Genomic DNA, 26,067 nt, shown 5'->3' with positions numbered 1-26,067 from the left:
TGAACGATCAAACACTTTAGGAAAAGGTGCTCTTCAATCACCTCAAGCTTTACGGGCTTAGCTCGAGGCGAAAATGTGTGGCTAAAAATAACTAAGCCAGTTACGTACTTGTCAGCAGGGTATCGAAGATTATCGCGGTTACCCTCTGTGCAGCCGTTATGCCTGTGCTGAATTCTTCAGCTGAAATGTGGGAGCGACGCAAGCGGAGCGCGTCGGCGTGAGGATGAAAGCCCGGAGGGTCAAGATGCCCGCTCGCGTAGGCGGCTTGGCTCACGTCAGCCGTCCCCTGCATAGGGGGCATGCTCAAAAGCTGTAAGTTGCAAACCTACGGTTTAGCTGGTTGAACGCTGAGATCTGCCTTCGATATGTGTACGCACAACCAGGGGTTGCGCACGAAGAAGAGACCAGTCTGTCTGTCACAAATCCTTCGATTCAATAACGGTGCGAAGGCAGCTATTATTGCCGACTTAGCGCTAAGTTGAAGTACATTCTCGGCGCACATGGAAGTGCTTCGCTGTTGGGTGGAGCTATTACTAAGGAGCTGTAGATGCTTTCTCGATACAAAAAATATTTCACCTATTCGGCCTTTGTTGTTGCAGCAGGCATTGTTGGTTTTTTGAGTGATGTAGGTGGGGCGCTGGAAAACGTCAAAAAGCTATTCGGGCAGGATGATCCCTTGGTTCTGGTAACCGCCCGACTTTCTCCTTTGGCTAGAGATCCTAGAATTCGGAATGGGAGAGATGAAGCGTCACTTAGCTTAGAGGTCAGAAACTACGGAAAAGAGATGGTGATGCTGACTTCCGCAGACCTAGAGGTGGTGCATGCCAGCGGAGCAAAGGTCGGTAAGGGGGGGATATTCGGTAGGTGTGTACTGAAGGCGGTCGACAATGAAAACACTCCCCTGACAATTGCGCCCGGCAAATCAACTAGGCTGGCGATTAGCCGAACCGTCGACCTGCCTGGTGTGTCGAAATTCCTAAGTGACGAAAAGCTGCAGCCGGTATTCGTTCATAGCATCGATGGCCAGCCATATTCGATTGCCCAATCAATTTATGTGGATGAACTGAACCAGTTTTTCTCTGATACCTACGGTCGAGATGCAGCATTGAAGGTCACTTTGTATTCGACTCAATCCGGTGACAAGCATATCTACGTTCTCCCGCTTGCACGAGGCAAAGACCTGTTCGCAAAGGATGGAAGCTTGCAACATGACTGGTTTATCGCAAACTGGAAAAACTGGGACAAGCAGCCTATTGCGCAAGCATCCGCCTGTGACGCTATCGTGAGCCATGATTGGTAAAAATCCGTACCGCCTGAGAACGGGTTAGCCGATGCGACAGCGTACTACCCGCGCTTCTGGTATGGAGACATTCGTAGCGCGGCGCCGTGCGAGCGTATAGGGTAGGTCTCGTACGCTAAAATATAGAGGACGGGGAATGTATCAAGTCATAGGGATCACCAAGACCCTCGGATGCTTTGCCACCACATGCCTGGTCGTCTTCCTGGTACTGCATTTCAGGGACATGTCAGAGATATTGTCCGGGTCTCTAATTGATCTTTATCGGCCTGTAAGATCAGCTGTAGGGATCGGAGCTGCCGTTTTCTACGTCCTGGGCCAAACCCCTGTGTTTGTATGGCTTTGCAAGCTGCCTTTTGTTCGCAAATTTTTCCCGCCCATCGACGGGGAGTGGAACATGAGACTGCAATCTAACTGGGGGATCATGCAGAAATGGCTTGGGCAGGGTGACGGATCTTCGCTGCATATAGTCCAGGGTAAGGCCAAGATCAAAGCACGTCTGTTCAGCGTCAAAATGGAATTTACTTCGGACATCCCATACTCCGAATCCAAAACGATCAGCGTCTCCGTCCGTTCCAGCGATCAGATTGGTATTCTTGAGCTGAACTACATGTACATAAATTACACCCAGGTTCCAGTGGCTACTGACACGAACACGCACACCGGAGCGGCTCGGGTATTCGTTAAAGAGACTGGCGACGGGTTAGTGATGGACGGCACCTATTTCACCGACCGTAAGTGGACAGAAGGGCTCAATACGGCAGGGCAAGTCACGTTCACCAGACCTTAGGCCTGTTGAACGTGACGGAGAAACTAAAAGCGACCGTACTGATCGCGAAGCTCAAACAGCACTACATGTGGTGTTTTTTGGTTTTTATTGATCTATATGTGGTGAGGTGGCACTATGTCATCTCACATGTGTCATCGAGCATGGTAGCTGACAAACCGGGAAGGACTGCACCCTTTGGATTACGTGGTTGGCGTAGGGTGGCAGTGACGAGATTCAAGAGCGCAGAGGCGCTTAGTAGTCTTGATGTGAAGGTCAGCAATTGCTGGAGGCACCGTTCATCTCGCGTTTGAGCGGAGGCTTCATGCCAAACTTTAGTACATTGCTATTCACTACCACCGAGGAAGACTGTTTCCTTGATGAGCTCAACCTTGCTCCCGATGAGCTGGCACGAATCGATGGAGCTCGTAAAGATATCAGAGAGGCTTTAAAGGCTGACCTGCCTCGGGTGCTTCGTGAAAAAGGATTAGACGGTGATATCTGTCCACCTCGGTTCTACATTCAAGGATCACGGTCGTACAAAACCCTCAATAGCCCTTGCACGACTCCGCCCCAGCAGTCGGATATTGATGACGGTGTTTATCTTCCGTTGAGTGTGATGCGGGAAGAGACTAGCCCTAAACTTGCGATTGCATTGTTCTTTGATGCTGTCGTTGACGTCCTTGACCCAATTTGCGCCGAAAGAAATTGGCAAACTGAGAGTAAGGATACGTGCGTACGTGTGACCATTTCTCCCTATGCCCACATAGATCTGCCCCTTTACGTGATCCCGGACACGCTGTTTCTCTTGATCAAGTCCAATATGGAAAATCGTGGGCAGGTTGTATTTGATAGCGCGATTAATTCCGAGAGAGACACTTGGAAAACCCTCCCGTCAGATAGGATCCTTTTGGCTGACCGTAATCAGGGTTGGCGTAAGTCAGATCCAATGGCCATGAAAAACTGGTTCAAACAGGAGTGCCAGGATAAGGGCCCGGATCAACTCATCCGCGTCGTCCGTTATCTCAAGGCTTTCCGGGACAAGCAATGGGAAGAGAAGGGCCCGAGTTCGATCCTTCTGATGGCTATGGCCTGCCAGCTTTTTGAGTCCATCGACAAACGCGATGACCGCGCGCTGCTCAACGTGGTTAAGGGAATCCCGGCTGCACTGCAAAACGGCGTCATGAGCCCAATCGATCCTGAGGCATCGCTAACCGCTCACATGCCTAGAGAAGCTATTGCTGATGCTGTTGAGAAATTCCAGATATTCGCCACTCACTTGGAAGGCGCCATCAACTCTCCTGACGCTGAGACGGCTTGCGTCTGGTTGCTCCGGATGCTCGGTAACCGATTCCCAAATGCGCCGCATCGTATGAAGTCCAACTCTGACGGCATACCGGCACCGATGGCCGCGATTGCGCCTCTCGCTGGCCCTGCAGAGCCTGTAAAGCGTACGAAGGCAGGCTGAGCTTCATGGATGCCATACCGGAAGTGCTTCGCCATATGGTTGGTTGGGGGTTTATCAAGGTAGATCCCCAACCAACCTCTTCTTGGCTTCTTATGGTTGGGGAGTTGCTGACAGCCACCCAAGGATCTGTTCACTGCGAAGTATGGATTGATCGCTCATTTGAGCGCCCCCTAAAGGTCTGGGTTACGAAAACCCCCAAGCCTCTTCCTAACCTCGTTCCTCACCTGAGTCCTGATGGTTACCTTTGCTATGCTGCCCCCGGTACCCAGGTCATCGACATTTTTGATCCCGTAGGGCAGACCCGTACGTCTCTGCTTCAAGCGACGGAGGTGCTTGAGCAGGTGCTGGCTGGAAAGATGATGGATGATTTACAGGAAGAGTTTTTTGTCTATTGGGATGGCATCTACTGCTTCCATGACATTGAGCGGCGCTCATCCGGTGAGATAGAAGTCCTTCAACTTTCGGACACTAAACGATATGTGCTAACTGACTCCCCCCTGAGAAGTAGACTCAAATTCACGCGGCCAGGTAGAGCGGTTAATGCATATCCCGCGAAAGTGGAGATGATTACCTCCAGCGCTGCACCTAGACCGATGCAAAAAAAATGGCCCCCTAAGACAGTTGGCGACATTCTCGACTGGCAAGGCGAAATGGATGTTGCCTGCAGGCGAAAAGTGCGGGACAAAATCACAGCTGCTTATCGCGAAGGCTGTCCCGGTATGGTGATTGTGATTGAGTCAGAGAAAACGGGTTACAGCTATGGATTTATCGTTCACGACCTGCAACGTGATCGACCAGATGACCGACGCTCCCTTGATCAGCGTCTGCCCATCTTCGAGTGTGCCATCGAGCCTCTGTCGTTGCTTCGCATGGATGACAAGTATCTGACTGAGCGCAACATCCCAGGACGGACGACTTTCGTCGGCAAGCGAATCGCGCTGATAGGGTGCGGCACTATCGGCGGCTTCCTTGCCGATATGCTCGTGAAGGCTGGCGCGGGAACCAGCGGTGGAGAGTTGTTGCTGATTGACAACGACTATCTGATGCCCCAAAACCTGGGACGACATCGACTGGGTTTCAATTATCTCTTCCGCCCGAAAGCGGAGGCAATGGCAGATGAGATCAAGATGATCATGCCGACTGTGAACGTGCGTGCCTTCGCAATAGACGCCAGGGATGTGAACCTGGATGGCCTGGCTATGATCATTGATGCCACCGGTGAAGAGTCATTCGGACATTGGCTCGCAAAATCCGCATCCTGTCCTACCTTGAACGTTTGGATTGAGGGAGCGGGTGTCGCCGTGCGCTCGCTGGTCAGAGCTAGCACAGAGCAGGGCTGCTTCCGGTGCCTCACCGAGGCCAATATCCAAGGTTGCCTGTTGTCGGTAGTCGGTGGCGTTCCACCCATCTTTGCAGGGCAGGGGTGTGAAGGGCTATACGTACCGTTCCCTGCATCTGTGTCAATTCAGGCTGCTGCCCTAGCATTGGATACTGCCCTGGCTTGGGTTGGAGACAAGCCATGGCCCGCTCTCTCAACCCGGCTGACCGATCACAGCTACGAGATAGGAACTCCAGATTGCTCACCGTTGCCGCATGTGGGATGTCCAGCATGCCGTTCGTAACCACTTGGGTTGTGCCCGGCACACAGAATTTGGTTTATCTCCATCAGCAGCCGTTAGAGGTCTTCTGTAGGTATATCCAAGAGGGCCTCGACTCAAAGGAGGCTGGGGGGATCTTGCTTGGTCACGTTCGCGGTGAGCATTTGGAGATTATCGAAGCGACAGAACCCTCATTTTGGGACAGGCGCTTCAGGTTTCTCTTTGAGCGAATGCCCTACTTCCATCACCGCCTGGCCATGAATCGGTGGAAAGACAGCAATGGCCTAGTACGATACATCGGAGAGTGGCATACCCATCCCCAGAATCATCCGACGCCGTCTTCAATAGACCTTAACGAGTGGCAGATACTAGCAGCTGACCGAGTCGACGGAAGGCCGCTGTTAGCCGTCATCGTCGGGTGCGAGGATCTCCATATCGAGTACATGGTTGGCACCGGAAAGCGCGTTATCCTTGAGCATGCCCGTCCGCCTTAGCAGCAAGGTACTGCTCTGCCGGAATGATGGACGCGGCGAGAAGATGCGATGATTGCGACACGTCCGTATTAACTGAGACCAGCCCTACAGGTTATTGTAACGATTAATACAAAGGTCTTGTGCAGCTAGGTCTTTATACTTGCCAATGGATGATACGAACTGACAGGCGCAGTGGTGGAGAAGTTCAGTCTTTAGTTAACTAAAAAGGGGTGAAGGTTTGGTTGATGTACTTCGATATATATTGAAAAAACTTGCTGCGATGATGAGATTTTTGAAGTGCAGGGAAGAACTAAGGCCTGGGAGGAAGGTGAATGCTGTTAAAATCTCTAAATACAGCCGTGCATGGGCGGAAGATTTTTCGAGGGAGGCAAAGTTAATTGAGTCCTCTGTTAAGTGTGCAAAGATTTATGTAGATCATGTCGGGTCAACTTCAGTGAGAGGACTCTCGAGCAAACCTATAATTGATATTTTAATTTCGCTTGGTGATTGGGCTGCTGTGGAAGGTCTAGTGACTGAGTTGGAGGGGATTGGCTATAGTGTCAGCGAAGTGTGCAAGGAAGTTCCTAGATATTTTCTTACAAAAAATACGCATGGAGAATTAGAGGGATACCATATTCATGTCTGTGAGCCGGCTCGTAGCTGGGGTAGAGATATGCTGGTTTTCAGGAATGAGCTGGCGTCTGATGATGGGTTGGCTCGGGCCTACGGTAAGTTGAAAGGGAAACTTGCTGAGGAGCATGATGGTAATGTTGGTACTTATATGATTGGTAAGAAGCCATTTATTGAGGAAAGGTTGCGTGAGGTAGATGGGGAATTTAGTGTCAATCGTCTGCTAAGTCAACAGCGTGCAGAGTCCAGTAAAGCTGAGACATTACAAATATGGATGATGAGTAGTCAGCTGGGAATAGCCGTCGTTGCAGCCGTTTCAGTGTATTTAAGTAGTAACAGTTATCTCTTTATATTAGCGTTTTTAGGGTTTGGTTTAATGCTGGGTTGGTTGTATTTAAGTCAGGAGCAACAGAAACATCGGTCTGCGGGTGATCAGGCACGTCGTGCGGTTTTGCTAATTAGCGGATTGGATATGAAACCATCTGCTGGACAAAAGCTTAGAATCAATGAGGGGTTTCATGCAGTTACCTCAGGAAAAACACTTAGGCGTGAAGAAGATCATTTTGCCACTCGGGAGGTGCCAAGTTATAAGCGACTAGCAGAGATGATTGAAGAATCCTCTTACTGGACGCGTGCTTTGCAGAGGTTGAGTGCAAAAGTAATGATTGGGGTATTGTTTTTTCTTGCGGCGGTAGTGTTCGTAGCTGGTGGTGCAGCTATCGCATCGTTAGATTCTGATGCTTTGATATCAACTTCTCGTGCAATGATAGCAATCATGATATTCGTAATTTCGTCGGATGCGCTAGGGTTGTTCCTTTCGTATAAGAATTCAGCGAGCACAATTGATGAGGTTTTTACGCGCGTGGAAGGGGCTGCAGCAAGAAATTATTCCGAATCTGATGTTTTGCTTTTGATGTCAGATTATAATGCAGCTATTGAGCGGGCTCCAGCAACTTTGCCTGGGGTTTATAAGTTTAGCCAGAAAAAATTAAATCGGCGCTGGCAGGCTTACATAGGGGCGAAATTGACCGGTTAATCTGCATCAATGAAATTTTAATGTCGGCAAGCCTCTACGAACAGATCAGGGCGCGTAGTGACGCGATGGTTCATAGGAAGCAAACCCGGAGTTTAGAGAATGCCAGTCGTCAAGCTCTCTGGGGCGCTTCGGTTGGGCATGGCAGGCGGAGCGCGGGATAAGGGCTATGGCCGAGCTGCGGGCTTCACCAAAGCTCGGTTAATGACACGCATTTCCCGCATTAATAACGCCTTTGCGATATCCGCAACTGGTAACCGGAATCTTTGGCTAGCAGCACTCAGGCGACTATGTTCACAGCTCAGATCGCTGCGGCCAATCCATCCTTTCCTTGTGTCCTCTCTGACAGCAACCCCCTTAAGCGTCGCAGACAGCGTAATCGGCTCCAACGGTCACGTTACGGACGGCGTCCGATCTCTATATTCCGAGACCTAGAAATGCACACCCTTACCCTGAGGATCGCTGCGTGTCACATACCCGAGGCAGGAGCTGTATGCGGTAGTTTCACGTACGGATCCGTGCGGGGGGCGGCAGGTAATTGGCGTTCCTAACGCGACCGCTGCTGTATTGCCCCAGTTTATATTGGCTATCGATGTGTGCGACCTGATTGCTTGTGCATATCTTCTAGAGACCGCTGTCGTCCAAAGTGGTTTGTGAACGTACTTTATTCAACGATGGATAAACGATTCTAAGCCATTGAATAGCTGAGTCTGGAGGGAATGAGTCGCTAAAACTGTGTATCTCAGTTATGCCAGGGCTATTAAGCCGTGCGCAATTGAGCGTCTCGAACGCTTTATCGTGATCGCCTGATGCCCGCCATCGCTCAGCCAACGCAAGATCCATACATGCCTCTAATTTGGGAGGTACCTTGATTCCGGACGTCTTATATCGTTTCTTGAAATAGGCGTTATGCTGCTTTATATGTTCTTCGATAGGCCAATCCGTAACTTCTCCTGTAGCAGTGTGAATTATTAGTGACTCGATAGAAGGAAGGTTTATAGCTTCGTAATCAATGCTTTCAAGCTTGGTTTCAGGGTGAAGAGTCGGATGGGTAAAATAAGTAAAGGCAATATATAGGCCGACAAGGGCACGATGATGCTCCGCTTTAAGTTGACTGCGTTTGGCTAATCCTATTTCTAAAACCCCTCGAACGTCATATAATTTTCCGTCTGGGTGGACGGTGAGGAACTGATCTAGAAGCGAGATGTATCCCTCAAAATACAGCCTAAAACTCTCATTCGAAAGGCCATCTGTTCTTGATACCCACGTGCTAGGGCACATTTTTGCCTGAATTATATTGGGGCTTTCCCAAGTGTAATTGTAAGGTTCTTTCTCAATCTGTTCTTGGTTTTCTATAAAGGACTGAATTACTGACTTTGCTACCCTTCTTAAACCGCGAAGAGTAAAGATGAGCTCGCCACCTATATGGACTGTCTCACTGGAGCCTGAAAAAGCTAAAAATTCATTGGGAAGCGGCTTGAGAGTATGTACGTACTTAGAGCGTACATTGTAGACATTATTCAGCGCTTCCTCGAAATCCCTTTTACCTACCGGCGATGGCTCGCCAGAGAGCTCGACAGAGAAGTGGACATCTCTGATGTGGCTACGGATGAATGCCTTGAATCGCTTGTTAGCGGCCACGTGCTCAACTTTTATTAAGGTATCCTTGATGGCATCTACATGAGATTTTTCAATGTCCTCCATAGCTTTTTCAAGCGGTTGGCGCTTTCGATCCTCGATGTCTGACCAACTGCTTTCATATCCGTCGAAATCCTGAACCAAAGTCTCCATGGACATGACAAGGAGGGTATACGAGAGATTTACATCCTCTTCAAGGCGGTGAAGTGCTGCAACGTACGTCCGGATTGCCTTCATAACGCCTAGAAACTTAACGCGAGGTAGACCAATTATGCTTTTCAGTAAACTCTGAAAGTAAGGGATATCCTCAGGTTTAATATATCTATCTTTGTCAAATATTTTGGGTATTAGCTGTTTGGGTGTATCACGCCGATTAATTGCCCCGACTCTGATAAGTCGATCAGCTACGGACGAGCTTGGCGTGCAAATACACTCTAGCGCGAAAGACAGCACGCTTGCACAGTCATCAATATAGGCGTCAATACCATTAGAATGTAAAACACCAGGGCCAAATTCGGTGCCCTCTACATGCTCTGTGAAATCCCAATAAAGTGCATTCCCGTATTGGGTGTGCGCAAGGGGGGTGAATGATCCCATTGCTGTATCAACAGTTGTGTCACTGGGTAGATGTACATTGGTGTATAGCACCCCTTTCAGGCGGTTGGTGTGCGAAGGGTGGGTAAATAATTTAGCTGTGGCGACCTGAAGCATGGCTACTCCTTTAGGTATGTCCAGATAAAGGTAGGCAACTCGTATCGTGTTATTTATTAGCTGGCCTCATGGGTCGACTTTAACGCTGCAAGAGCCTAGTCACAGCGTACTCGATGGACGATCAGGTAGCTCGCATTGGTGATCAGCGTCTTCAACCTATGACCGCCCTTCTGGAAGTATGCCTTAGCAATGGGAGACCGGCACCTATAGCGCTGTGGCTCACGCCTAAGATGGATGCTCCGACCTATGAGGCGGATAAGTCGCAATCGGCGGTTAAGGACTTTCATGAGCAGGCCCTGTTGGCGTTCACAGTGGGTCGTGGGTATGCCGCTGAAGTGCGCCTGTGCTCCCGACTCGTCGTCAGGCTGTTGAGGGTGGAGGTTACATCGTTGCTGGCTTGGAGCTTGGTAACCCTCCGCAGGGGCAAGCTGAGCAGGCAGCCCTTGGGCGGAACGCGTCAGACTGCGAGTAGCTTGGTTCACGACGCAGGCCTGCAAGGAGCGTCACCTTTTAGTTTAATCATGCACTGTGAGGGCCATCGGAGCGAACGTAAGCGCCTGATCGCCGGCCCTGAAGGACATCGCAATCATCACCTCGTTACCTTTTACAAGAGCGATGTCACAGGTGCTCGAGACTGTTTCGCTGATGGCGGAAACTTGACTAATCAACGTAAGCATGTACGAGGCCACCAGCTGTCTTACCTGATCAATAGGATAAGAATCGAGTGCTGCAGTCACCACACTCTGTAGCTCGGCTCGCAACTCTTGCGCCTGCTCCAAGGAAAAACCGCCAGGGAAGACATCAAGTTCTTCGGGGACTGTGGTGCCAGAAATCGGCTGCTTGTTTGATGGCAAGCAGAGCGCGCAGGACGAGAGGCCGAGGCGCGAGGATGGAAGCCCACCGGGCCGATACGCCGCCTTGGCGAGCGGCTCGGTTTACGACAGCCGTCCCGAAGGGCGCGCACAGCATCAGCCGCCAGCCACCAATCGAGTGGTCGACCTGATCAAGGAAGTGCAGGTACTTAAGTGGCAATCTGACATGGGTGAAGGTAGCCTACTACCATCACTATTCATCACCTATTGTCGGTGTGGGGAAACGCGATTGGATCAGGATACATCCAACCAGGGAGTCGAACGCGATAGGCTTCGTCTTGAGCATACAAAATTTAGGTCGGAAAGTAGTCACAACCGAACAGTTTTATGGGTAGGCGCTTTTGTTAGCGTTTTCGGGTTTGTCATCCCGGCTGCGTCAAACTACATAAACGAATCGGGGCGACTCAAGCTAGACGCCCAGCGACAACAGGTAGAGCTACAGCAGAAGGCAGATGACCTGAAACTGAAGCAGAGCGAGATAGAGCGCTCTAGAGATGCTACCCGAGTCAAGTTCTTACAAGACCACATAGACATGATCATGTCAGATGAAGCCGACGCCGAGTTTAGATTGATTGCCTTGGCAAGACTTGCACTGCCAGCGGACGCGGATGCTCTGATTGCTCAGGTTCGCACGATCAGACAAGAGCTCGCGTCACAGCGCTCTGGCGCTCAAGAACCCAACGCCACTCCTATGGCGCAACACGACACCGCTGAAGAGGAAAGCTCTGTTCCACCATTGATCGTCACTCCTCGCGCTTTTAGTGCTTCAGGAGATCAACAGTCGGCGCCTGGTATGGCTGAAGGTCGGGCTTATGCTAGGAAGGGGGACTATGAGAGCGCATTGCGAAATTTCAACACTGCAGTTGCCCGAGATCCCAATGACCCCTTGGCATGGAACTTCAAGGCGTATTCAGAGTTTCGAACGAAGCAATTCGCTGCCGCGCTAGCCAGCATTAGTCGTGCCTGGAAGCTCAACCCAAGCGAAAACCGGACTCGTCGGTGGGTAGCCATCAACGCCACAAAAATTCTATGTGCTCAGGGGCGGGCGAGCGAAGCGGCGACTTTCTTCAATCAGAATGCATCCGTTGTACCGGAAATCGTTACCGATGCTTACAGTGATGGTGAGTTCCAATCCACCTGCAAGGCCATATGGCAAGGATGACCACCTGCGTTGTTCCTAGTCAGTGTGCTGTACAAATCAGGCTATGGAGTAAGCTCGAGCGGAACGAATACCCAGGACAAGCACCTGGAAGCTCACCGTTCAGCGGTCTCAATGAAGTTTTGAGCGCACGACGGCCCCAGATGACTAGCTTGAAAAATAAGCACAAGACTGATTGATGTATTCTGGTGACTCTGGCGGGTGATGGCGTGGAGTACGAGCTAGGCCGGATGGGCTCCAAATCGGTTGACCACTAGCAATCGCTATTTCTGAACCAGGTCTTTGTATAACTCTCGGGCCTCAAGGATCTGATCCCTGATCTCCTCGGGATCTATACGCATGCCACCGCGAGGCGTTACCTGGAGAGATTTTAGACTGTTCGCAGCCTTGATGAATTCCCGTTCTTCCGCCTGAACCCATGCGGGGCGCTTGTCTTTCCAAAAGAGCCAACCCATTTGCCCGGCCTCATCTTTGATCGGATGCTCAGCAGTATGTGGGAGCGGTAGCCAATGTCCAAGCAAGAAGGTAAGTCGGATCGCTCTGCAAGCAGAGCGCGCAGACCATGATGGTCGAAGAGCGAAAGGATGGAAGCCCGAAGGGCCGAGACCCAGCGTAGCGGGGCTCGGTTTACGACAGCCGCTCCCGAAGGGATACGCCCGACCGCCTTGATTAAAAGATTACCGAACAGCTCGTTGATCAAATGACCGAGGCACTACGCCCTGCGCGCAAAGATCGTATGTCCTCCGCAATGCCACCTCCTCACCAGACGAGACCCTGACATGGGTAAAGATCGTCGACAGAAAGCGTTTCCTTTCGCCGTTGCCAAGCTCAGACCAAATCCTTGGCTGTCCTTGTGCATCAGGAATCGCCAAACGGTCGAGGAGATATTCTTCCAGGCTGTGCAGGCGTTGCTGACCATCAACCAGAATCTCGCTGTTTTCGGCCAATGCCCTGCTACCGATCACTGGCTCGTACCAGTCATTCGTGAGGTAGCTCCCCAGATCGCCGCCTGACCAAACTGCGGAGATGAAGCGAGACTTCTGACCGAGGTTCCACTCCATTCCGCGCGCCCAGGTTGGAACGGGCATGCCCATAACGAATCGCGCTGCCCATGGAAAATGCTCACGAGCAGAGGAGGGGTCTACCAGATACTTTTCCCAATGGCCGACTAAGACCTCCAGGGGACAATGACTGACAGTCGTGGGCAGAAGACGCTGCGGCATATGGATGTGCCGGTCTGATGTTCCGCCGTCGGCGTAGCGTTTAAAAAAGGAAGTCATGGTTTTCCTGGGGCGTTCAGATAAGGCGAAGTGTTCGATTCAGTACGGGTGCATCGCCAAGCGTCGACCGTCTCGATGATCAACAGATCTCGTTCGATAGAAACGTGGATCTGGTCGCTATCGACAAGCGCGTGCACATAGCCTTCGATGTAGGATGCTGCCTTATCGAATGCGGAAGGTGAGTCGGATGACTCAATGTAACTAATCAGTCGTTCCCAGGTTCTCCGCTGACGGTTGCCCTGGATCGTCTCGGGAAACGATATCGCTCCCCGCAGAATCTTAATGGATGAAGACATTGATTGGGTCAAGGCTGATTTCTCACCGTGTACATACAATTGAAAACGGTGTGTTTTGGCAAAACTTGAGCTGAATGGAGGATTTTTGTGCAGATGCTGCAGAGACGCGAATGCCCCCTTCAGCAATAGAAGGCATTCGCGATATCTGTAAAGTGGAAAGCGAAAAGACCATGCGTTCGATCATATATCACCGACCCTGACGCCTGAATCTGAGGTCTAGTGAACCAATGCGACGTTTGCTTTCAAAAAGCGCTTATCGTGATCTGACGCTGGAAGGTGGGTGGAGTCGTACTGACCAAACAACCGATAGCGATTTACCGCGATTTTGTCGTACATCCAATCTCGCATTGCTGCTGGTACAACACGTGCAGCCGTGAGCCAGCGCCACGGGGCATTTAGGCGACCTAAAATCTCGAACATCGCCTCAGAACGTATGGACACCTTGTTGTTTGAGATGAGAACAATGGTGTTGAATTTGTCCTGCGGCAGTCCGGCCCACCTCAAAAGCTCCTGGCCTTCAGGCGACTGAACCGCAGCGAGCTGAATTCGGTGAGCCTTGTCATAGTGGATGATGAACCTAGCCCACCCGTTGCAGAGCTTGCATGTGCCGTCGAAGAGAACTGCGGTGTCGCCGGATTGTAGGAACGGGGCAGTGGATTCAGTTTTCGTGGTCATTCAGTCTGTTGTTTCATTTACAGTTCCCTGCTTTTCGGTAACCCGCAGATTTAGCGGCGGATTCTGATTCGGAGGTTACCTGGGTCTTCGAGGACACCTTGTCGTAGCTTGGGCAACCTTCAGGTAGATGGTAAACATGGCTTTTACCATTACCGATAATGCTACCAACTGATGTGGAGCGGGATACCGATGTCGGTTTTTGTGATTGCGCCGACTTTGCCGTAAGGCCGATGGCTACTCCGTCGCCCACCGTCTTATAGCCTTGATTCCAACTGCTTTCTTGAGTTACGAAAGGGTTGGGATGCCCCATGATCGCGGTGATACGTCTATTTTTCTCCTGTTCCCAGGGCGTAACTGGAAACCGCTTGCCCCATGCCATTAGTAGCTGTTGCTGCTGGCGAGACATCTTAAGGTTGTACCGGTCGAACATGTAGAACGTCGTCCTTGCTACCGATCCTTCACCTTGTCTCGCGGTTCAGTCGCACGCTTTCGCCGACTGGAGCCACGAATCCAAGTCATCGTCGAATAGGTCTGGCTCGTCTCTCTGCCGTTCCGAGGCGGCGTCCGATTCCTCGGCAGGAGACGGCCCAAAGATATTTTCAGGCGACCAGTCACCTTTGAAAAGGAACATATCACGCGTAAATTCAGCGATTCCGACTTCGCTGTCGTCCAGGATGTCACGAGCAAAATGTCTGAAAATCCTGCCTCCATCAACGCCACGTCCGACATCCGTATCTTTGATTAGAAGGACAGTCCAATTTTCATACAACGCGCCGGCAGCAATTTTCGCCCAGGCGAGGTGAAACAACTTATAAGTCTCACCGGCAAACATGGAGTCATACACCACGACAAGCATCCCTTTGGACGCATGCAAAAGCTTCACGGGGGAGAGAACTGCCAAGGTAATAGACTGCTCGATCAGATCGATCACCCTAGTGTCAGGTTGTCCTTCCCAGAGCACTGCGAATCTCTGAATGCACACGACCTCGAGCGGCATGCAGTCAACGCCGAATAACTGCTGTGTAGAAAAAATCGTGTACGCGCCCTCACCATCATCGTTGTGAGGTTGCTCATGTTCGGTATGAAGCCAGCGGGAATAAATCATGTTGGATACCGTTTTGGCGAAGGATTTTTAATTTATATGTGGGGCGTCACTGTGGCGCGCCGAGACATCGATTGGGTAATGGCTGGAAGTTAGCGGCAGAATTTGCTGTGGCATTTTTATGCTTTGTCATTGGTATAGCGCCTAAAGAAACGAGGGAATGGTTTTCCCAGAAGCTACCGATAGGTCGAGGTGCTTGAGTCAAGAAGAGTGCGGCTAGGGACGTCTGCCGTGTCGACGATCCGAAAGATTTCGTTTTATGAAAGTATCGATCTAGTCTTGTACAACTCTCAATCCAAAGCTTTTTCAAATTTCAGGCTTTGAAGTCTCATGGGGAGAGCTTCAGCAGGGCACCAATCAAGCGCAGCAGAGATGCATAAATGCCAGATCACCATTTGGATGCGGAGAACATCTTCCGTGGGGTGCCGCCACATCAGCTTGCTTGGTTTCAGAATTGACCGGAGAGTATTGACAACCCCTCTGGGGTAGCGCCCACGACCATTCCCGTCTGCAACTACAGCGAATGCGAAACAACCACAATCTTGGTAGCTGTCCGCAATCTTTCTTAAACGATTTCTAAGCTCTTTCTTGCTAATTCTAGAGGCAACAATCCACCAGATTAACTCAACGTCTTCAAGATCGATCCATTCGGGCGGTATATCACAGTTGTTTTCATATTGCTCAAACGGAAGCAGCTTGGCTAGATTCAGCCTCGCGCGTGACGGCTGTCCGAAAGTTAAGTCAACTTGTTGGTTTTTCATTCATTTCTTCTTAGTTAAAGCGTAGGCGGAACAGGGCTATCAGGTGCGAAAGGCGCCATTTCTGATGGTGTGGGCAATTGATTAGCTTGTCAGCTGTCTTTCGGCAAGAATTTCGGGTATGTAACCCCACTAGAGACTATTCCGTTAGCTTAAAAGCTTGGCCCGGTCTCGCCCTTTCACTGTTCTTATTAGTTTTGCGGCGGGCGCTTGTTGATAACGTAGTGATGGGTCATGTTCCGGCTGATTGTGCCCATGGCAGGATCGAAACGCTTGGATACCTGTATCGCCGCTTCTGCATTAGCTATAATTACCGAACGACGAACGACGTGTGGCGAGCGTCCGCCATGGCATACGTTCGCAGCCTTCAGCCAGCTCCCAAGCTTCTTACTAAGTTCTTCAGGCTTCATCGGAGAGTTTGAAGCTGAGCCGCTGGGGAAAATATAGTCATTCTTTGAGCTATTCCTCAGGTTCAGTATCTCTACAGCAAGATCTACGTCTTGCTTTGGCAGTGAAACTGCTCTGAAGTTTACTGTGTTCTCGAATCCAAGCACCAAGTCTTGCGATCTGATCGGCAAATATTCGCTGGGCCTCATGCCTGTGAGCATTAGGGAGAAAAGTAACCGATCTGTAAGCGAGCCTTTCTGTTCGAGAGTTTCTTTTATTTGCATCAGCTCACCTCGACTAAAAGGCCTAGTCGCTTTGCTTTGCATATCTTCTTTTGCTCGACTCATCATCAATCACCGTCATGAGAGGGCTGCCATTTAAGAGGAGTGACTGCGCTGACGTCAAGGTGTTTTTGCACTTTTTTCGGCGTGTGGTAATCTTTTAACAGTATATTAAAAGTAGACTCTTAATTTGATTTTGTGGTTTTCAGAAAGTTTCTAGCGCGGCTTTGTTTTATTGGTTTTTCGTTATGGTTATAGTGATGGGGGCATTAGTTTGTGTTTTAGTATGTAAATGCTGTTATTGCTCAGCGATTATCCCGAATGCAATTGATTAAAACTTTGTTTGTGACGTTTGCTGTTGAATTGAGTGCCTGTCAATAATTTATATTTATAGCGGAAGCCGCTTATCCATTGTGCGAGTTTCCGTAAAAGACCGACGCCGAAATTATAAAATGCGGAATTAGCGATTGCAGAGCATGAGTGGTGACTTCAGGAGTGTTTCGGTAGATCGAGTCTTGGTGAGGTTACGATGCGGTGGGCAGCCTGTGAGCATAGAGATTCTCAATGCTGATCCTCCATCTCTAGGAGCCGCCTGCCCATGCGAGCACGCTCTGAGACTGCAAAGTCCCGCGAGTGATCGTCAGACCGAACCGGGTGGTGGGGTTGGCTCCGGTCTTTTGTCCTGAGTCTCTCGGCCTCGTTAAGGTGCAACGCTTAACATGCAACGAGTTGCACCTTTGCAAGCTTTGGGGCGACAACGGGCTACGCTCGTATTTCATTGGCAGAGAGCCCGGATTCATTGATGTTGACTAAAGTGCAGCTTAAAGCTACCGTAATGGCGCTTGAGGAAGTATTGGGTTGAACCTTATATAAGAGTTCGAATCCCTGGTTTCCCGCCAAGATTCAAACGAAAGCCCCGCTATGCGGGGCTTTCGCGTTTCTGGGGTTTGGCGATCTTCTGCTTACTGTGCCCTGTAGCAGACTCGCGCAGCCAATACTGATGATTGCCGATGCAGCCCGGGACCTGAATCAAGCAACTGAAGCCACTTCCACTGGCTCATTTAATTCGTGGTTTTTTCAGCCAGCTTTTGCTCGTCATCTTTTTATTTTTTTACTACTATCGTTCATCTGCGCACTCAAGGAAGAGAGGCTGAGCGCCTTGAGGCTGGTAGAAAAATTACACTCGATCATTGAATGAGTTATTACTTTTACCCAGAACCTAACGACTCAGCCATCCGTAATTACCTCTTGGTGGAACCGATGGATAAAATGTGTGGCATCGTTGTAGTGGTAGGGCTTGCCCTCTCTGGATGCGCTACGAAAACTCCCGAAAAACCTGATGTGACTCCACCTCCTGCCGTCGTCCAGGAAGCACCGCCTGAGGTCGCACCTTCGACCCCAGAAAAGTGGACTGTGCGATACGAGGCTGCACCTGCGAACGCCAGTGCTGACGCCCCAAAAGCAGCTTCTTTGGAGTCTGCTCAGTCAGAAACAGAAACAAACTTGAACCAAAATCGCGCTGAGCAATGCCGTAAAGAACTGGATGTTTTAAAGGTCTACAACAAAGCGTCTTACGATAAATACGAGGCGCAATACCAGGCCATTGCTGCCAAGACTGCCAAATACATGGAAATTAAAGACTCATTGGGTCCCGATTTAAACTACATGGTTATGCCCGCTTATCAATTTCAAATTCGTGAGTTCTGCTTCCGAGTTAAGACCCGTCTGTCGGAGCTTGTGCTTCGCCAAGCCCGATAATGATTCCACGTCCGGGGACGTCTTTTGCCAGCTGGTGAAACAAGCGCTGCACTGTCCGAAAGATGACGAGGGTCCCAGGCGTGGTTTCCCGCCAGGACTTAAACGAAAGCCCCGCCTTAGCGGGGCTTTCGTGTTTCCGGCCCCAATGTCGCGAACGTTGTGAACCCGTTGGCATTAACCCATATGCACAGGGAACGATGTTAATGGGCCATGTTCCAACCTGCCGTGCCAAGCCCGCCCAATGACGGCAGGGTTCAATCGGCCCCGCATAAACAGCGGTGCGCGCAACCCCATTACAAGGACGCAAGCGTTATGCAGTCATCCCCCTCCCAAGCGCCTTCCGCCACCGGCGAACTGATCGCCAGTTTCCGTCACGGCAAGGGTTTTCTGATTTTCAGTTTGATATTTGGCGTTGTGTTGTTAGGTCTCGCCGGGTTTGTGTTGTATCTGGGCACGATCCTGCCACCGGGCAATGAAGGGCCGGTCAGCCTCCAGACGTCCCGTGGCATGGCCTTCAGCTTCAGCAGCCCCCATACCTTGATTTACGCCACCAGCGCTTTGCTGGCGGTTCTCGGGCTGGGTGTATTTGCCGCTTACGCCTGGCACAGGAAACTGCGTGCGCCGCTTTACGACGTGTATGAGCATGGTATCGAGCGCATCATCAACGATCAGCGCGAATACACCGCCTTTGCCGAGATCGATGACTTGTATCTGTTTGGCTCCGGGCAAACCGTGCTGACCGGCATGATCACCAACGTGGCTTACCGTCGTAATGCCACGGAGCCGTTTCATCGAGTGATCGAGAGCCTCAAGGGCTTTCACGATTTCCAGCAGTTGGTCCGTGAGCTGCACGTACGTGCACGTCTGCCGGGGGTGCGGGCGACGCTGGAGTCGGGTGGGGCGGTCAGGTTCAATTGCATCAGCTCCGGGCAGGTCTGGGGCAAGCGTGTCAGCGGCAACTTCCTCAAAATCACCACGACGCCGATTGTGGTGAGCCAGGATTTTCTCGAATACCAGGGGCGCAAGGTGCCGATGTCGTCGCTGCGTACCGTCGACCTCAACGCCTGGACCGAAAAGGTGGTGATCAAGGACGAGAGCGGCAAACCCGTGTTGTCGACCATCGCCACCGGCATTCTGAGCCACGACCTGTTCCTCAACACACTCGATGCCGTGTTTGCGGCTGAAGAGCAAGCACGCGAACCGGCTTGAGCCAATCGTGTCATTCATGAGGATTAAACGATGATCTATCGCGGCGCAGGCTGGCTGACACTGTTCACGCCGGTGGCCATGGTGTTGTTGCTGATGGGGGTGTGGCCCGACCCCAGCGTCAAACCCGGCAATACCTCACTGATGCAACTGTTGATGGGGGTGGGGATTGGCTCGGCCATCAATACCGTGCTGGGCTTTGTCCTGAATCGGCAGGTGCATGAAGATGGCGTGCGCCATCACTTCTTTTTCATGCCCATGCAGTGGCCGGCGCTGGCGATCATGATTGTCTGCGCGGTGATTGCCCTGCTCAAGTAAGGCCGCCCGTAGGCGGGCGTCCAACTAACGGTTTGAGGGGAACGCAAAGGTTCCTGGCTTTTCGCCCATTATTGAACGCTGCAACCCCTGGAGCCTGTTGGATGAACCGTCAAGACCCACCTCACCTCGTCGCCACGCTTCCCGGAGCGCCAAGCACTGGAAGCCCTGTCGCGCACCCACCCACCTGGTATTACGGCCCGGATCTACCGAGCGTTGGCGGCAGTGGTCGGGGGAACCTGGGGTTCTACATTGCGCTACTGATGCTGTTGCCGGGCTACGGGCTGGTGATGTTGCTCCTGGCCGGGCTCGGAGCGCTGCAGGGCGCGCCGCCCAGCGCTGAATCGAGTTTTACGACGTCGACGCTCATCCTGTTCATGCTCGGTACCGCAGTGCTCATCGGTGCGATGTTTGCCTGGATGGCCTCTACGCCTCATGTGGAGGCCTTTACGTTCGATGAAAACCAGCAACTGCTCAGCCTCACGGTTATCCGTCGTGGCCGCGGGCCCTACGAAGTGCGGGTGCCATTCAGCAACATCATTTACGTCTGCCCCTACGTCCTCGCCCGGTTTGATCGCTATGGGCATTTCCACCTCGTGGGTCAGGGACCCAAGGACAAGGTTTTCGAATATCGGTTGGGTGAGGGTATCTCTCTGGACGAAATGGCGTTTCACGCTGAATGGTTGCGGGGAATGATAGGGGCGCGGATGCACGAGCTGGTGAATCTGGATAAATGAAACATTCGCGTTAATACCAGACTCGTAGTGTCGGGCCGTCCGCGCTTGAAACCCGCGCGAACGCTACTGCGGCAGCAATGGCATTTAAGTTGATGGGCCCAAATACAGGGCGAAAACTGCCCCAGCCACACGCGCAGCTGATCTTAAAGGCAGTGACCCATGGCTCAGCAGAAAAGCTGAGCCACCGAAAGCAGGCAAATCACCTGGACAAAAATCTGAGCTCGAATGGGATGTTTCATCTGTGCGACCCTCCTGTACAGCTGCGGGGGGAAGTGTCGTACGCGATGTAGATCCTCCCTGGATCGCCAACAACACTCGCAACTGTTCCATTGAGTATAGGCCCTGAAACGAATCTTTCACGATTGGGCCGATTCAGTCCCCCGGCAGGCTCTGCTTACAACTATCTGCCCAGCCCATCGCACTTTTTTTCATTTATCCAATCTATCTTTGTCCCAGCCCTGCCGATTTCCCGCGTGGGCAAAAGAACCAGATCGGGTGCCGATGGATCGCACGTTACTTTTATTCAAGACTCGACGAGTGCCTCGGCCCCTGTGGCTGGCCGTGGTGTTGATACTCTGTGCCAGTGGCTGTACCCAGCAGCAGGGGCGGGACATCGCCAAGCAGTTCAGTGATGGCAAACCCGATGAATTCTTCCAGACCAGTGTCGATCGCATGGCGACCCTGGGCATGCGCGACAACTTGCAAAGCCTGTATTTGCTTATGAACAAGCTCTACCTGCGCAACCCCAACCAGTGGCGCCAGTCGGGTTATCCGGATGCGGTGAGCGCTGCGCGGGAGATCCGCCTGGCCATTGAGCAGCGCCGCTCATTGCCTGCCCTCGGGGAGCGTCGCGACCTGGCAGCGCTGAGCTACTCCTTGAGCCCTGAATTTCAGGGCGATCGGGTCGGGGCGTTTATCTATGCCATCGGCAGCATGATCGTGACCGCCCACGGTGGGCGTACCGAGTTCTACATTACCGACTCGATCAACCCGCAGTTCGTCAGCAATGCCGCGCGCAACATCGAGAAGGCCACCTGGTTGCTCAGCAAGCGCCAGGATGCAAATGGCGTCCTGCTCCTGTTTTCCAACGAGATTTCGGAGGAGGGCAGCAACCTGAGTTTCGCCGTCGAGTTCGGCAAGATTGTTGCGCGTCTGGACCTGTTGACCCAGATGCTCGACGAACGCTACCGCCGTATTGGGCTTAACTATGCACAAAGCCTGTTGTTGATGAATTTCCTGCCGGTGCAGTAACTGGGTTGTTCGGTATGCTGTTTCTCCTTTGAATGTAGGAATCTGCCTATCTTGCATTCCGATGCTTGAAACACCTCCCTGTGCGCAATAGCCTCGGATTTTTCTGAAAAAACGAGGCCCTACCTTGGGTAAGCGAAAAACGGCTTGGCCGACGGACCGCGAAATACGCCTGCGCTTTATCCTCTTTGCTGTGATCGACGCCGCGAGCGTTCACGGCGTTCCCTCTGAGCTGTTGCTGCCCGCGCATAAATTGCTGCGAGACTCGCCGACAGAGGCGCAGTTGCTCGCTGCTCTGGGGGAAATTCTGGCCACTGATGAAATGCATGGGTTCAGGCTACCACCAGGGTCGGAGGCCGATGAATTGATGCAGTCGCTGGAAAAGCCCGACGGCTAGCGTCATCCGTTAGACCGTTTATTTCCTTAAGATTGGACTAGATTCCTCAATCGAATATCCATGACGTCCATATCCGCCAGATAACGGATATAAGTAACGCAATAGCGTCCTAATCACTGTTATCACGCCAAATACAGCTGTCTTGTTCGACTAAGCGTGCCTGGGAACACCCATTCCTGCTGCTCTGCCGGCGTCTTGCGCAGCCCTCCGGTCTCTCTAGAATCGGCGCCAGAACCTAGCCATTTCCTGTCGATTACGGAGTTTCGAACATGATGAATGCAATGCAGATGCCGATGAACACCTCCATGCCAATGATGCCGATGATAGGCATGCCGATGATGATGGCCACCATGAAATGCGAAATGGCCGCTGACGCCATGATGTGCACCATGAAGCCGGCAGCCGGCATGGACATGGCCCAGTTCAAGACCAATGCCGAAATGATGGCGATGATGATGAACTGCGGCATGCCGATGATGATGCAGTGCGCCAACCTGTCGATGATGTGTATGTCGGCCGACGCCATGGCCATGATGACCGGCATGAACATGATGCCGATGATGGGCATGCCGATGCCGATGATGAAGTGCGTCATGGAATGCACCATGATGGCCGACGGCATGATGTGCAAAATGATGCCGATGCCGGGCATGAGCATGGACATGATGAACAACTGCTGCATGCTCATGAACAAAATGATGAATGACTGCGCCATGCCCATGATGATGAGCTGCAACGGCATGCCGATGATGTGCTGCACCTGCTGACAGGTCGCGCGCGATGAAAAAACGCCCCGATAAGTCGGGGCGTTTTTTTTGCCGTGATTAATCCAGCCGCTCGGGGTAGGTGATCACCAGGAACGCCACGGCTTCGCTGTCCGCCGGGTTGCGGTAGCGGTGGGGCTGGTCGGCGTAGAACAGGATTGAATCGCCGGTGGACAGCAGGTAGCGCTCGTCATTGACGCTGACTTCCAGTACGCCTTGGGCCACCACCAGGTTTTCCTGGATGCCCGGGCCGTGGCCTTGGGAGACTTCCTCGCCGAGTGCCCGCAGGCGAATCTCGTAGAACTCGGACTGGCGTGCCGTATCGTAGGGAAACAATGCGCGGCTGATAAACGCACCATCGGCACTCACCAGGCGCTTGCTCTGCTGCGCCGGCAACACTTCCACCCCTTCGAACGCGCGGTCTTCCAGGAACGCCGCCACCGACACCTTCAAGCCCTTGGCAATTTTGCACAACACCTTGATCGACGGCACGCTGCGCCCGGATTCGATCTGCGCCAGCATTGCCCGGCTCACGCTGCAGGCGCGTGCCAGGGCGTCCAGTGACAAGTGCCGTTTGCTGCGCAGGCGTTGCAGGTTATGCGCAACGCACAGGCTGATCACATCGTCATCGGTGTTGGGCTTGGGCAGCGGTTCGGGCGGTTCGGGAATCACATGCAGGAAATTCATTGGCCTACGCCCGGCGTGTATCGCTGGGCGTTGCGGCGTGGGTGGTAAACACCGCCAACCCTGCGCGCGCCGCGTACATCGCCCATATCAACTCGGCCGCAGCACGTGCCTGGCGGCGTTTGCGGTGGAGGGTAAAGTCGATGACGGTGGCGGATGCAGGCATGGGAGGCGATCTCGTAGGTGACTCGATGGCTCCACAGTAATGCGTACTGGTTATTTCTTTAAATACTGAGTTTGCATGTATTAATTCGATTTTGGACTTAAAAAATAAATCCGGTCCGACGCTGTTGTGGGAAGCGTCTGGTCCGTTATTAAGGCGTGACTTGGCGGGCATCGTTGTCTTCCCATCACTGTTCGCGTGACGGCCCAGCCTTTCACGCCCCCGAATTCCAAGGATCCGCCCATGCTGCTGCGCCCACCTCCGTTCCTGTTCGCCGCCCTGACCTTTAGCTCCCTGGTGCACGCCGAAGACCTGCAATTGGCGCCGGTCGAAGTTACCACGCCCGAGGCCGGCGCCGGCGAAGTCGCCCAGGCGCAGCTCAAGAGCGTGCCCGGTGCTACCAATTACATCGACATGAGCAGCGTGCAGCAGGGGCGGGTGAGCACCAATGAAGACGTGTTCAAGTACCAGCCTGGGGTGTATGCCAAGGCGGCAAACAATGAAGGGGTGAAGCTGTCCATTCGTGGTTCGGGCCTGAACCGCAGCCCGGGCGCCCATGCTTCAGGGCTGTACGAAATGTTCGATGGCTTGCCGCTGACCGGCCCCGGCGGCACCCCTTATGAACTCAAGGACCCGCTGTGGCAAAGCCGCGTCGAGGTGCTGCGTGGCGCCAACGGTTTTGATCAAGGCGCGTTGGCCCTGGGCGGCGCGGTCAACTACGTGACCCATACCGGCTACGATGCGCCCAAGCTGCAAGTGCGCTATGAAGCTGGCAGCCGTGGCTATGCCCAGCGTGAGATCAGTTCGGGCCAGGTGCTGGGGGATGCCGACTACTACATCAGCCTCACCGACTCGGAATCCGACGGCTACCAGCGCCAGAGCGCCGCCACCGGCAAGGGCATGGCCGCCAACTTCGGCTACCGCTTCAACCCGGACCTGGAAACCCGCTTCTATTTCCGCTACCGCGAAACCACCAACGACACCCCCGGCAAACTCACCCGCGCCCAGATCAGCCACGACCCGCGTGCCGCCAACAGTCTCAACGCTGCCCGCGATTCCAAGCGCCTGCAACCGGGTTCCACCTGGATCGCCAACAAGACCACCTTGCAGTTGGACGACAATTCGCGCCTGGAAGTCGGGCTGGCCTATCACGATTACCCGATGGACCTGCGCGAAGGCACCAACCGTCTCAAGGTGGCCTACACCGATATCAGCAGCACCTTGAATTACATCCGCCAGGACACGCTGTTCGGCCACGACAGCAAAACCACCCTCGGCCTGCGCACCACCCAGGCGATGCCCAACAACGGCACATCGGAATACGTGCGCACGCCAGCCGGCAACACCGCAACCTATGCCCCAGGCACCAAGACCCGCGACTACAGCTACCTGGGGTCAGACACCGTGCTGCATATCGGCAATGACCTGGAGCTGGTCCAGGACCTGTGGCTGACCACCGGCCTGGCCGCGATCTACACCCGCCGTGAAACCCAGGTCACCTATCCCGAAGGCCAGGCGCCGCTCAGCCAGCATGACTGGGACTACGCATCGCGCATCGGCCTGCGCTATGACTTCACCCCGCAGTTGCAGGTGTACGGCAACCTGAGCCGCTCGGTCGAGCCGCCGCATGCGTGGTCGATGATCTGGGGTTCCAACAAATACTTTCCAGCGGGCAGCGGCCCGGCCACTGGATTACAGCGCGAAGGCGTCAGCCTGAAAAACCAGACTGCCACCACCCTGGAAATCGGTGGCCGTGGCGAAGCATGGCTCGGCCAGTGGGACCTGGCGCTGTACCGCTCCGAAGTGCGCCACGAACTGCTCACCGTGGAAACCCAGGCCCAGACCTCGACCAGCAATGCCATCGTCGCCGAATCCAATGCCAGCCCCACCGTGCATCAGGGCGTGGAGCTGGGTCTGCTCAGCCCGCTGTGGGACGGCGGCCGCAGCGGTAAGCTCGACCTGCGCCAGGCCTATACCTTCAGCGACTTCCACTACCGCGACGACGACCGTTTCGGCGGCAACCGCTTGCCGGGCATCCCCCAGCACTACTATCAGGCGCAACTGCGCTACGGCCACCCGACGGGCTTCTACACCAGCCTCAATACCGAGCATTCCTCGCGGGTGGCGGAGGATTACGCCAATTCCTATTACGCCGCGTCCTACACCCTTCTGGGCGCGACCTTCGGCTACGACGCACCCAAGCAGGACTGGCAAGCCTGGGTCGACCTGCGCAACCTCACCAACCGCCGCTACGCCAACACCGTCACGCCGGGCTACGACGACAAGGGCCTGGATGTCGCACGCTCCACCCCGGCGGACGGACGCGGGATCTACACCGGTGTCTCATGGAGCTGGCGCTAAGAGGACACAC

Annotated in this window: 25 protein-coding genes; 14 read left to right on the top strand and 11 right to left on the bottom strand. The window is 53.1% G+C overall.

Features of this window, described 5'->3' with window-relative positions:
• Positions 1 to 547: 547 nt before the first annotated feature.
• From V3W40_RS06950 to V3W40_RS06925, 6 genes are all read left to right on the top strand, one after another.
• Complete coding sequence (locus V3W40_RS06950) at positions 548 to 1,300, top strand: hypothetical protein (RefSeq protein WP_330214719.1); 753 nt, start codon at positions 548 to 550, stop codon at positions 1,298 to 1,300.
• Between the two features lie 394 nt (positions 1,301 to 1,694).
• Positions 1,695 to 2,087 carry a hypothetical protein gene (locus tag V3W40_RS34670; RefSeq protein ID WP_442962828.1) on the top strand — a complete coding sequence of 131 codons (393 nt, stop codon included), beginning with the start codon at positions 1,695 to 1,697 and terminating at the stop codon, positions 2,085 to 2,087.
• 301 nt (positions 2,088 to 2,388) lie between these two features.
• The gene (locus V3W40_RS06940) at positions 2,389 to 3,531 is read left to right on the top strand and encodes a CBASS cGAMP synthase (RefSeq protein ID WP_330214717.1); all 1,143 of its coding nucleotides are present in this window, start codon (positions 2,389 to 2,391) and stop codon (positions 3,529 to 3,531) included.
• A gap of 5 nt (positions 3,532 to 3,536) precedes the next feature.
• The gene (locus tag V3W40_RS06935) at positions 3,537 to 5,153 is read left to right on the top strand and encodes a ThiF family adenylyltransferase (RefSeq protein ID WP_330214716.1); all 1,617 of its coding nucleotides are present in this window, start codon (positions 3,537 to 3,539) and stop codon (positions 5,151 to 5,153) included.
• Entirely contained in the window at positions 5,051 to 5,623 is a 573-nt protein-coding gene (locus tag V3W40_RS06930) for a Mov34/MPN/PAD-1 family protein (RefSeq protein WP_330214715.1), read from the top strand. The genes V3W40_RS06935 and V3W40_RS06930 overlap by 103 nt, the downstream gene beginning before the upstream one ends.
• A 217-nt stretch (positions 5,624 to 5,840) precedes the next feature.
• The gene (locus V3W40_RS06925; protein WP_330214714.1) at positions 5,841 to 7,268 is read left to right on the top strand and encodes a GrpB family protein; all 1,428 of its coding nucleotides are present in this window, start codon (positions 5,841 to 5,843) and stop codon (positions 7,266 to 7,268) included.
• Between the two features lie 621 nt (positions 7,269 to 7,889).
• Here the strand turns inward: V3W40_RS06925 and V3W40_RS06920 are convergent.
• Positions 7,890 to 9,614, bottom strand: coding sequence for a hypothetical protein (locus tag V3W40_RS06920; RefSeq protein ID WP_330214713.1), 1,725 nt, complete (start codon positions 9,612 to 9,614; stop codon positions 7,890 to 7,892).
• A 515-nt stretch (positions 9,615 to 10,129) separates the two neighbouring features.
• A complete protein-coding gene (locus V3W40_RS06915) occupies positions 10,130 to 10,468 on the bottom strand; it encodes a hypothetical protein (protein ID WP_330214712.1) in 339 nt (112 codons plus the stop codon).
• Positions 10,469 to 10,715: 247 nt separating this feature from the next.
• Between V3W40_RS06915 and V3W40_RS06910 the strand changes: the two genes are divergently transcribed.
• Positions 10,716 to 11,648 carry a tetratricopeptide repeat protein gene (locus tag V3W40_RS06910; protein ID WP_330214711.1) on the top strand — a complete coding sequence of 311 codons (933 nt, stop codon included), beginning with the start codon at positions 10,716 to 10,718 and terminating at the stop codon, positions 11,646 to 11,648.
• Positions 11,649 to 12,322: 674 nt separating this feature from the next.
• On the opposite strand, the gene V3W40_RS06905 is transcribed toward V3W40_RS06910, so the two are convergent.
• The 6 genes from V3W40_RS06905 to V3W40_RS06880 all read right to left on the bottom strand — a co-directional run bounded on the left by V3W40_RS06905 (position 12,323) and on the right by V3W40_RS06880 (position 16,490).
• A complete protein-coding gene (locus V3W40_RS06905) occupies positions 12,323 to 12,925 on the bottom strand; it encodes a hypothetical protein (RefSeq protein ID WP_330214710.1) in 603 nt (200 codons plus the stop codon).
• A gap of 512 nt (positions 12,926 to 13,437) precedes the next feature.
• Positions 13,438 to 13,896 (bottom strand): thiol-disulfide oxidoreductase DCC family protein, encoded by a 459-nt coding sequence (locus V3W40_RS06900; protein ID WP_330214709.1) that lies wholly within the window; start codon positions 13,894 to 13,896, stop codon positions 13,438 to 13,440.
• A gap of 13 nt (positions 13,897 to 13,909) precedes the next feature.
• The gene (locus tag V3W40_RS06895; RefSeq protein WP_330214708.1) at positions 13,910 to 14,326 is read right to left on the bottom strand and encodes an endonuclease; all 417 of its coding nucleotides are present in this window, start codon (positions 14,324 to 14,326) and stop codon (positions 13,910 to 13,912) included.
• A 45-nt stretch (positions 14,327 to 14,371) separates the two neighbouring features.
• Entirely contained in the window at positions 14,372 to 15,001 is a 630-nt protein-coding gene (locus tag V3W40_RS06890; protein ID WP_330214707.1) for a hypothetical protein, read from the bottom strand.
• Positions 15,002 to 15,288: 287 nt separating this feature from the next.
• A complete protein-coding gene (locus V3W40_RS06885; RefSeq protein WP_330214706.1) occupies positions 15,289 to 15,759 on the bottom strand; it encodes a hypothetical protein in 471 nt (156 codons plus the stop codon).
• A gap of 188 nt (positions 15,760 to 15,947) precedes the next feature.
• Positions 15,948 to 16,490, bottom strand: a complete 543-nt coding sequence (locus tag V3W40_RS06880) for a tyrosine-type recombinase/integrase (RefSeq protein WP_330214705.1) — start codon at positions 16,488 to 16,490, stop codon at positions 15,948 to 15,950.
• A gap of 1,128 nt (positions 16,491 to 17,618) precedes the next feature.
• Here V3W40_RS06880 and V3W40_RS06875 point away from each other — a divergent pair.
• From V3W40_RS06875 to V3W40_RS06850, 6 genes are all read left to right on the top strand, one after another.
• Positions 17,619 to 18,182, top strand: a complete 564-nt coding sequence (locus V3W40_RS06875) for a hypothetical protein (RefSeq protein ID WP_323146479.1) — start codon at positions 17,619 to 17,621, stop codon at positions 18,180 to 18,182.
• A 312-nt stretch (positions 18,183 to 18,494) separates the two neighbouring features.
• A complete protein-coding gene (locus tag V3W40_RS06870) occupies positions 18,495 to 19,391 on the top strand; it encodes a hypothetical protein (RefSeq protein ID WP_137212182.1) in 897 nt (298 codons plus the stop codon).
• A gap of 30 nt (positions 19,392 to 19,421) precedes the next feature.
• Positions 19,422 to 19,706: a hypothetical protein gene (locus tag V3W40_RS06865; protein WP_027607310.1), complete on the top strand. Its 285-nt coding sequence runs from the start codon at positions 19,422 to 19,424 to the stop codon at positions 19,704 to 19,706.
• A 101-nt stretch (positions 19,707 to 19,807) separates the two neighbouring features.
• On the top strand, positions 19,808 to 20,440 hold the full coding sequence (locus V3W40_RS06860) for a hypothetical protein (protein ID WP_330214704.1): 633 nt from the start codon (positions 19,808 to 19,810) through the stop codon (positions 20,438 to 20,440).
• Between the two features lie 501 nt (positions 20,441 to 20,941).
• On the top strand, positions 20,942 to 21,691 hold the full coding sequence (locus V3W40_RS06855) for a hypothetical protein (protein ID WP_027607308.1): 750 nt from the start codon (positions 20,942 to 20,944) through the stop codon (positions 21,689 to 21,691).
• A 124-nt stretch (positions 21,692 to 21,815) separates the two neighbouring features.
• Positions 21,816 to 22,085 (top strand): hypothetical protein, encoded by a 270-nt coding sequence (locus V3W40_RS06850; RefSeq protein WP_065927112.1) that lies wholly within the window; start codon positions 21,816 to 21,818, stop codon positions 22,083 to 22,085.
• Positions 22,086 to 22,338: 253 nt separating this feature from the next.
• Here the strand turns inward: V3W40_RS06850 and V3W40_RS06845 are convergent, their stop codons facing one another.
• The 3 genes from V3W40_RS06845 to V3W40_RS06835 form a co-directional block, all read right to left on the bottom strand.
• The gene (locus V3W40_RS06845) at positions 22,339 to 22,845 is read right to left on the bottom strand and encodes a hypothetical protein (protein WP_330214703.1); all 507 of its coding nucleotides are present in this window, start codon (positions 22,843 to 22,845) and stop codon (positions 22,339 to 22,341) included.
• 64 nt (positions 22,846 to 22,909) lie between these two features.
• Entirely contained in the window at positions 22,910 to 23,536 is a 627-nt protein-coding gene (locus tag V3W40_RS06840; RefSeq protein WP_065927114.1) for a helix-turn-helix domain-containing protein, read from the bottom strand.
• A gap of 4 nt (positions 23,537 to 23,540) precedes the next feature.
• On the bottom strand, positions 23,541 to 23,699 hold the full coding sequence (locus V3W40_RS06835; RefSeq protein WP_330214702.1) for a hypothetical protein: 159 nt from the start codon (positions 23,697 to 23,699) through the stop codon (positions 23,541 to 23,543).
• A 240-nt stretch (positions 23,700 to 23,939) separates the two neighbouring features.
• On the opposite strand from V3W40_RS06835, the gene V3W40_RS06830 reads away from it, so the two are divergent.
• Complete coding sequence (locus tag V3W40_RS06830; RefSeq protein WP_330214701.1) at positions 23,940 to 26,057, top strand: TonB-dependent receptor family protein; 2,118 nt, start codon at positions 23,940 to 23,942, stop codon at positions 26,055 to 26,057.
• Positions 26,058 to 26,067 lie beyond the last annotated feature (10 nt).

It is taken from the genome of Pseudomonas sp. AM8 (assembly GCF_036346475.1).
Lineage (GTDB): Bacteria > Pseudomonadota > Gammaproteobacteria > Pseudomonadales > Pseudomonadaceae > Aquipseudomonas > Aquipseudomonas marginalis.
The sequence above is the reverse complement of the archived record's forward strand: the minus strand, read 5'-3'. Positions and strand labels throughout refer to the sequence as shown.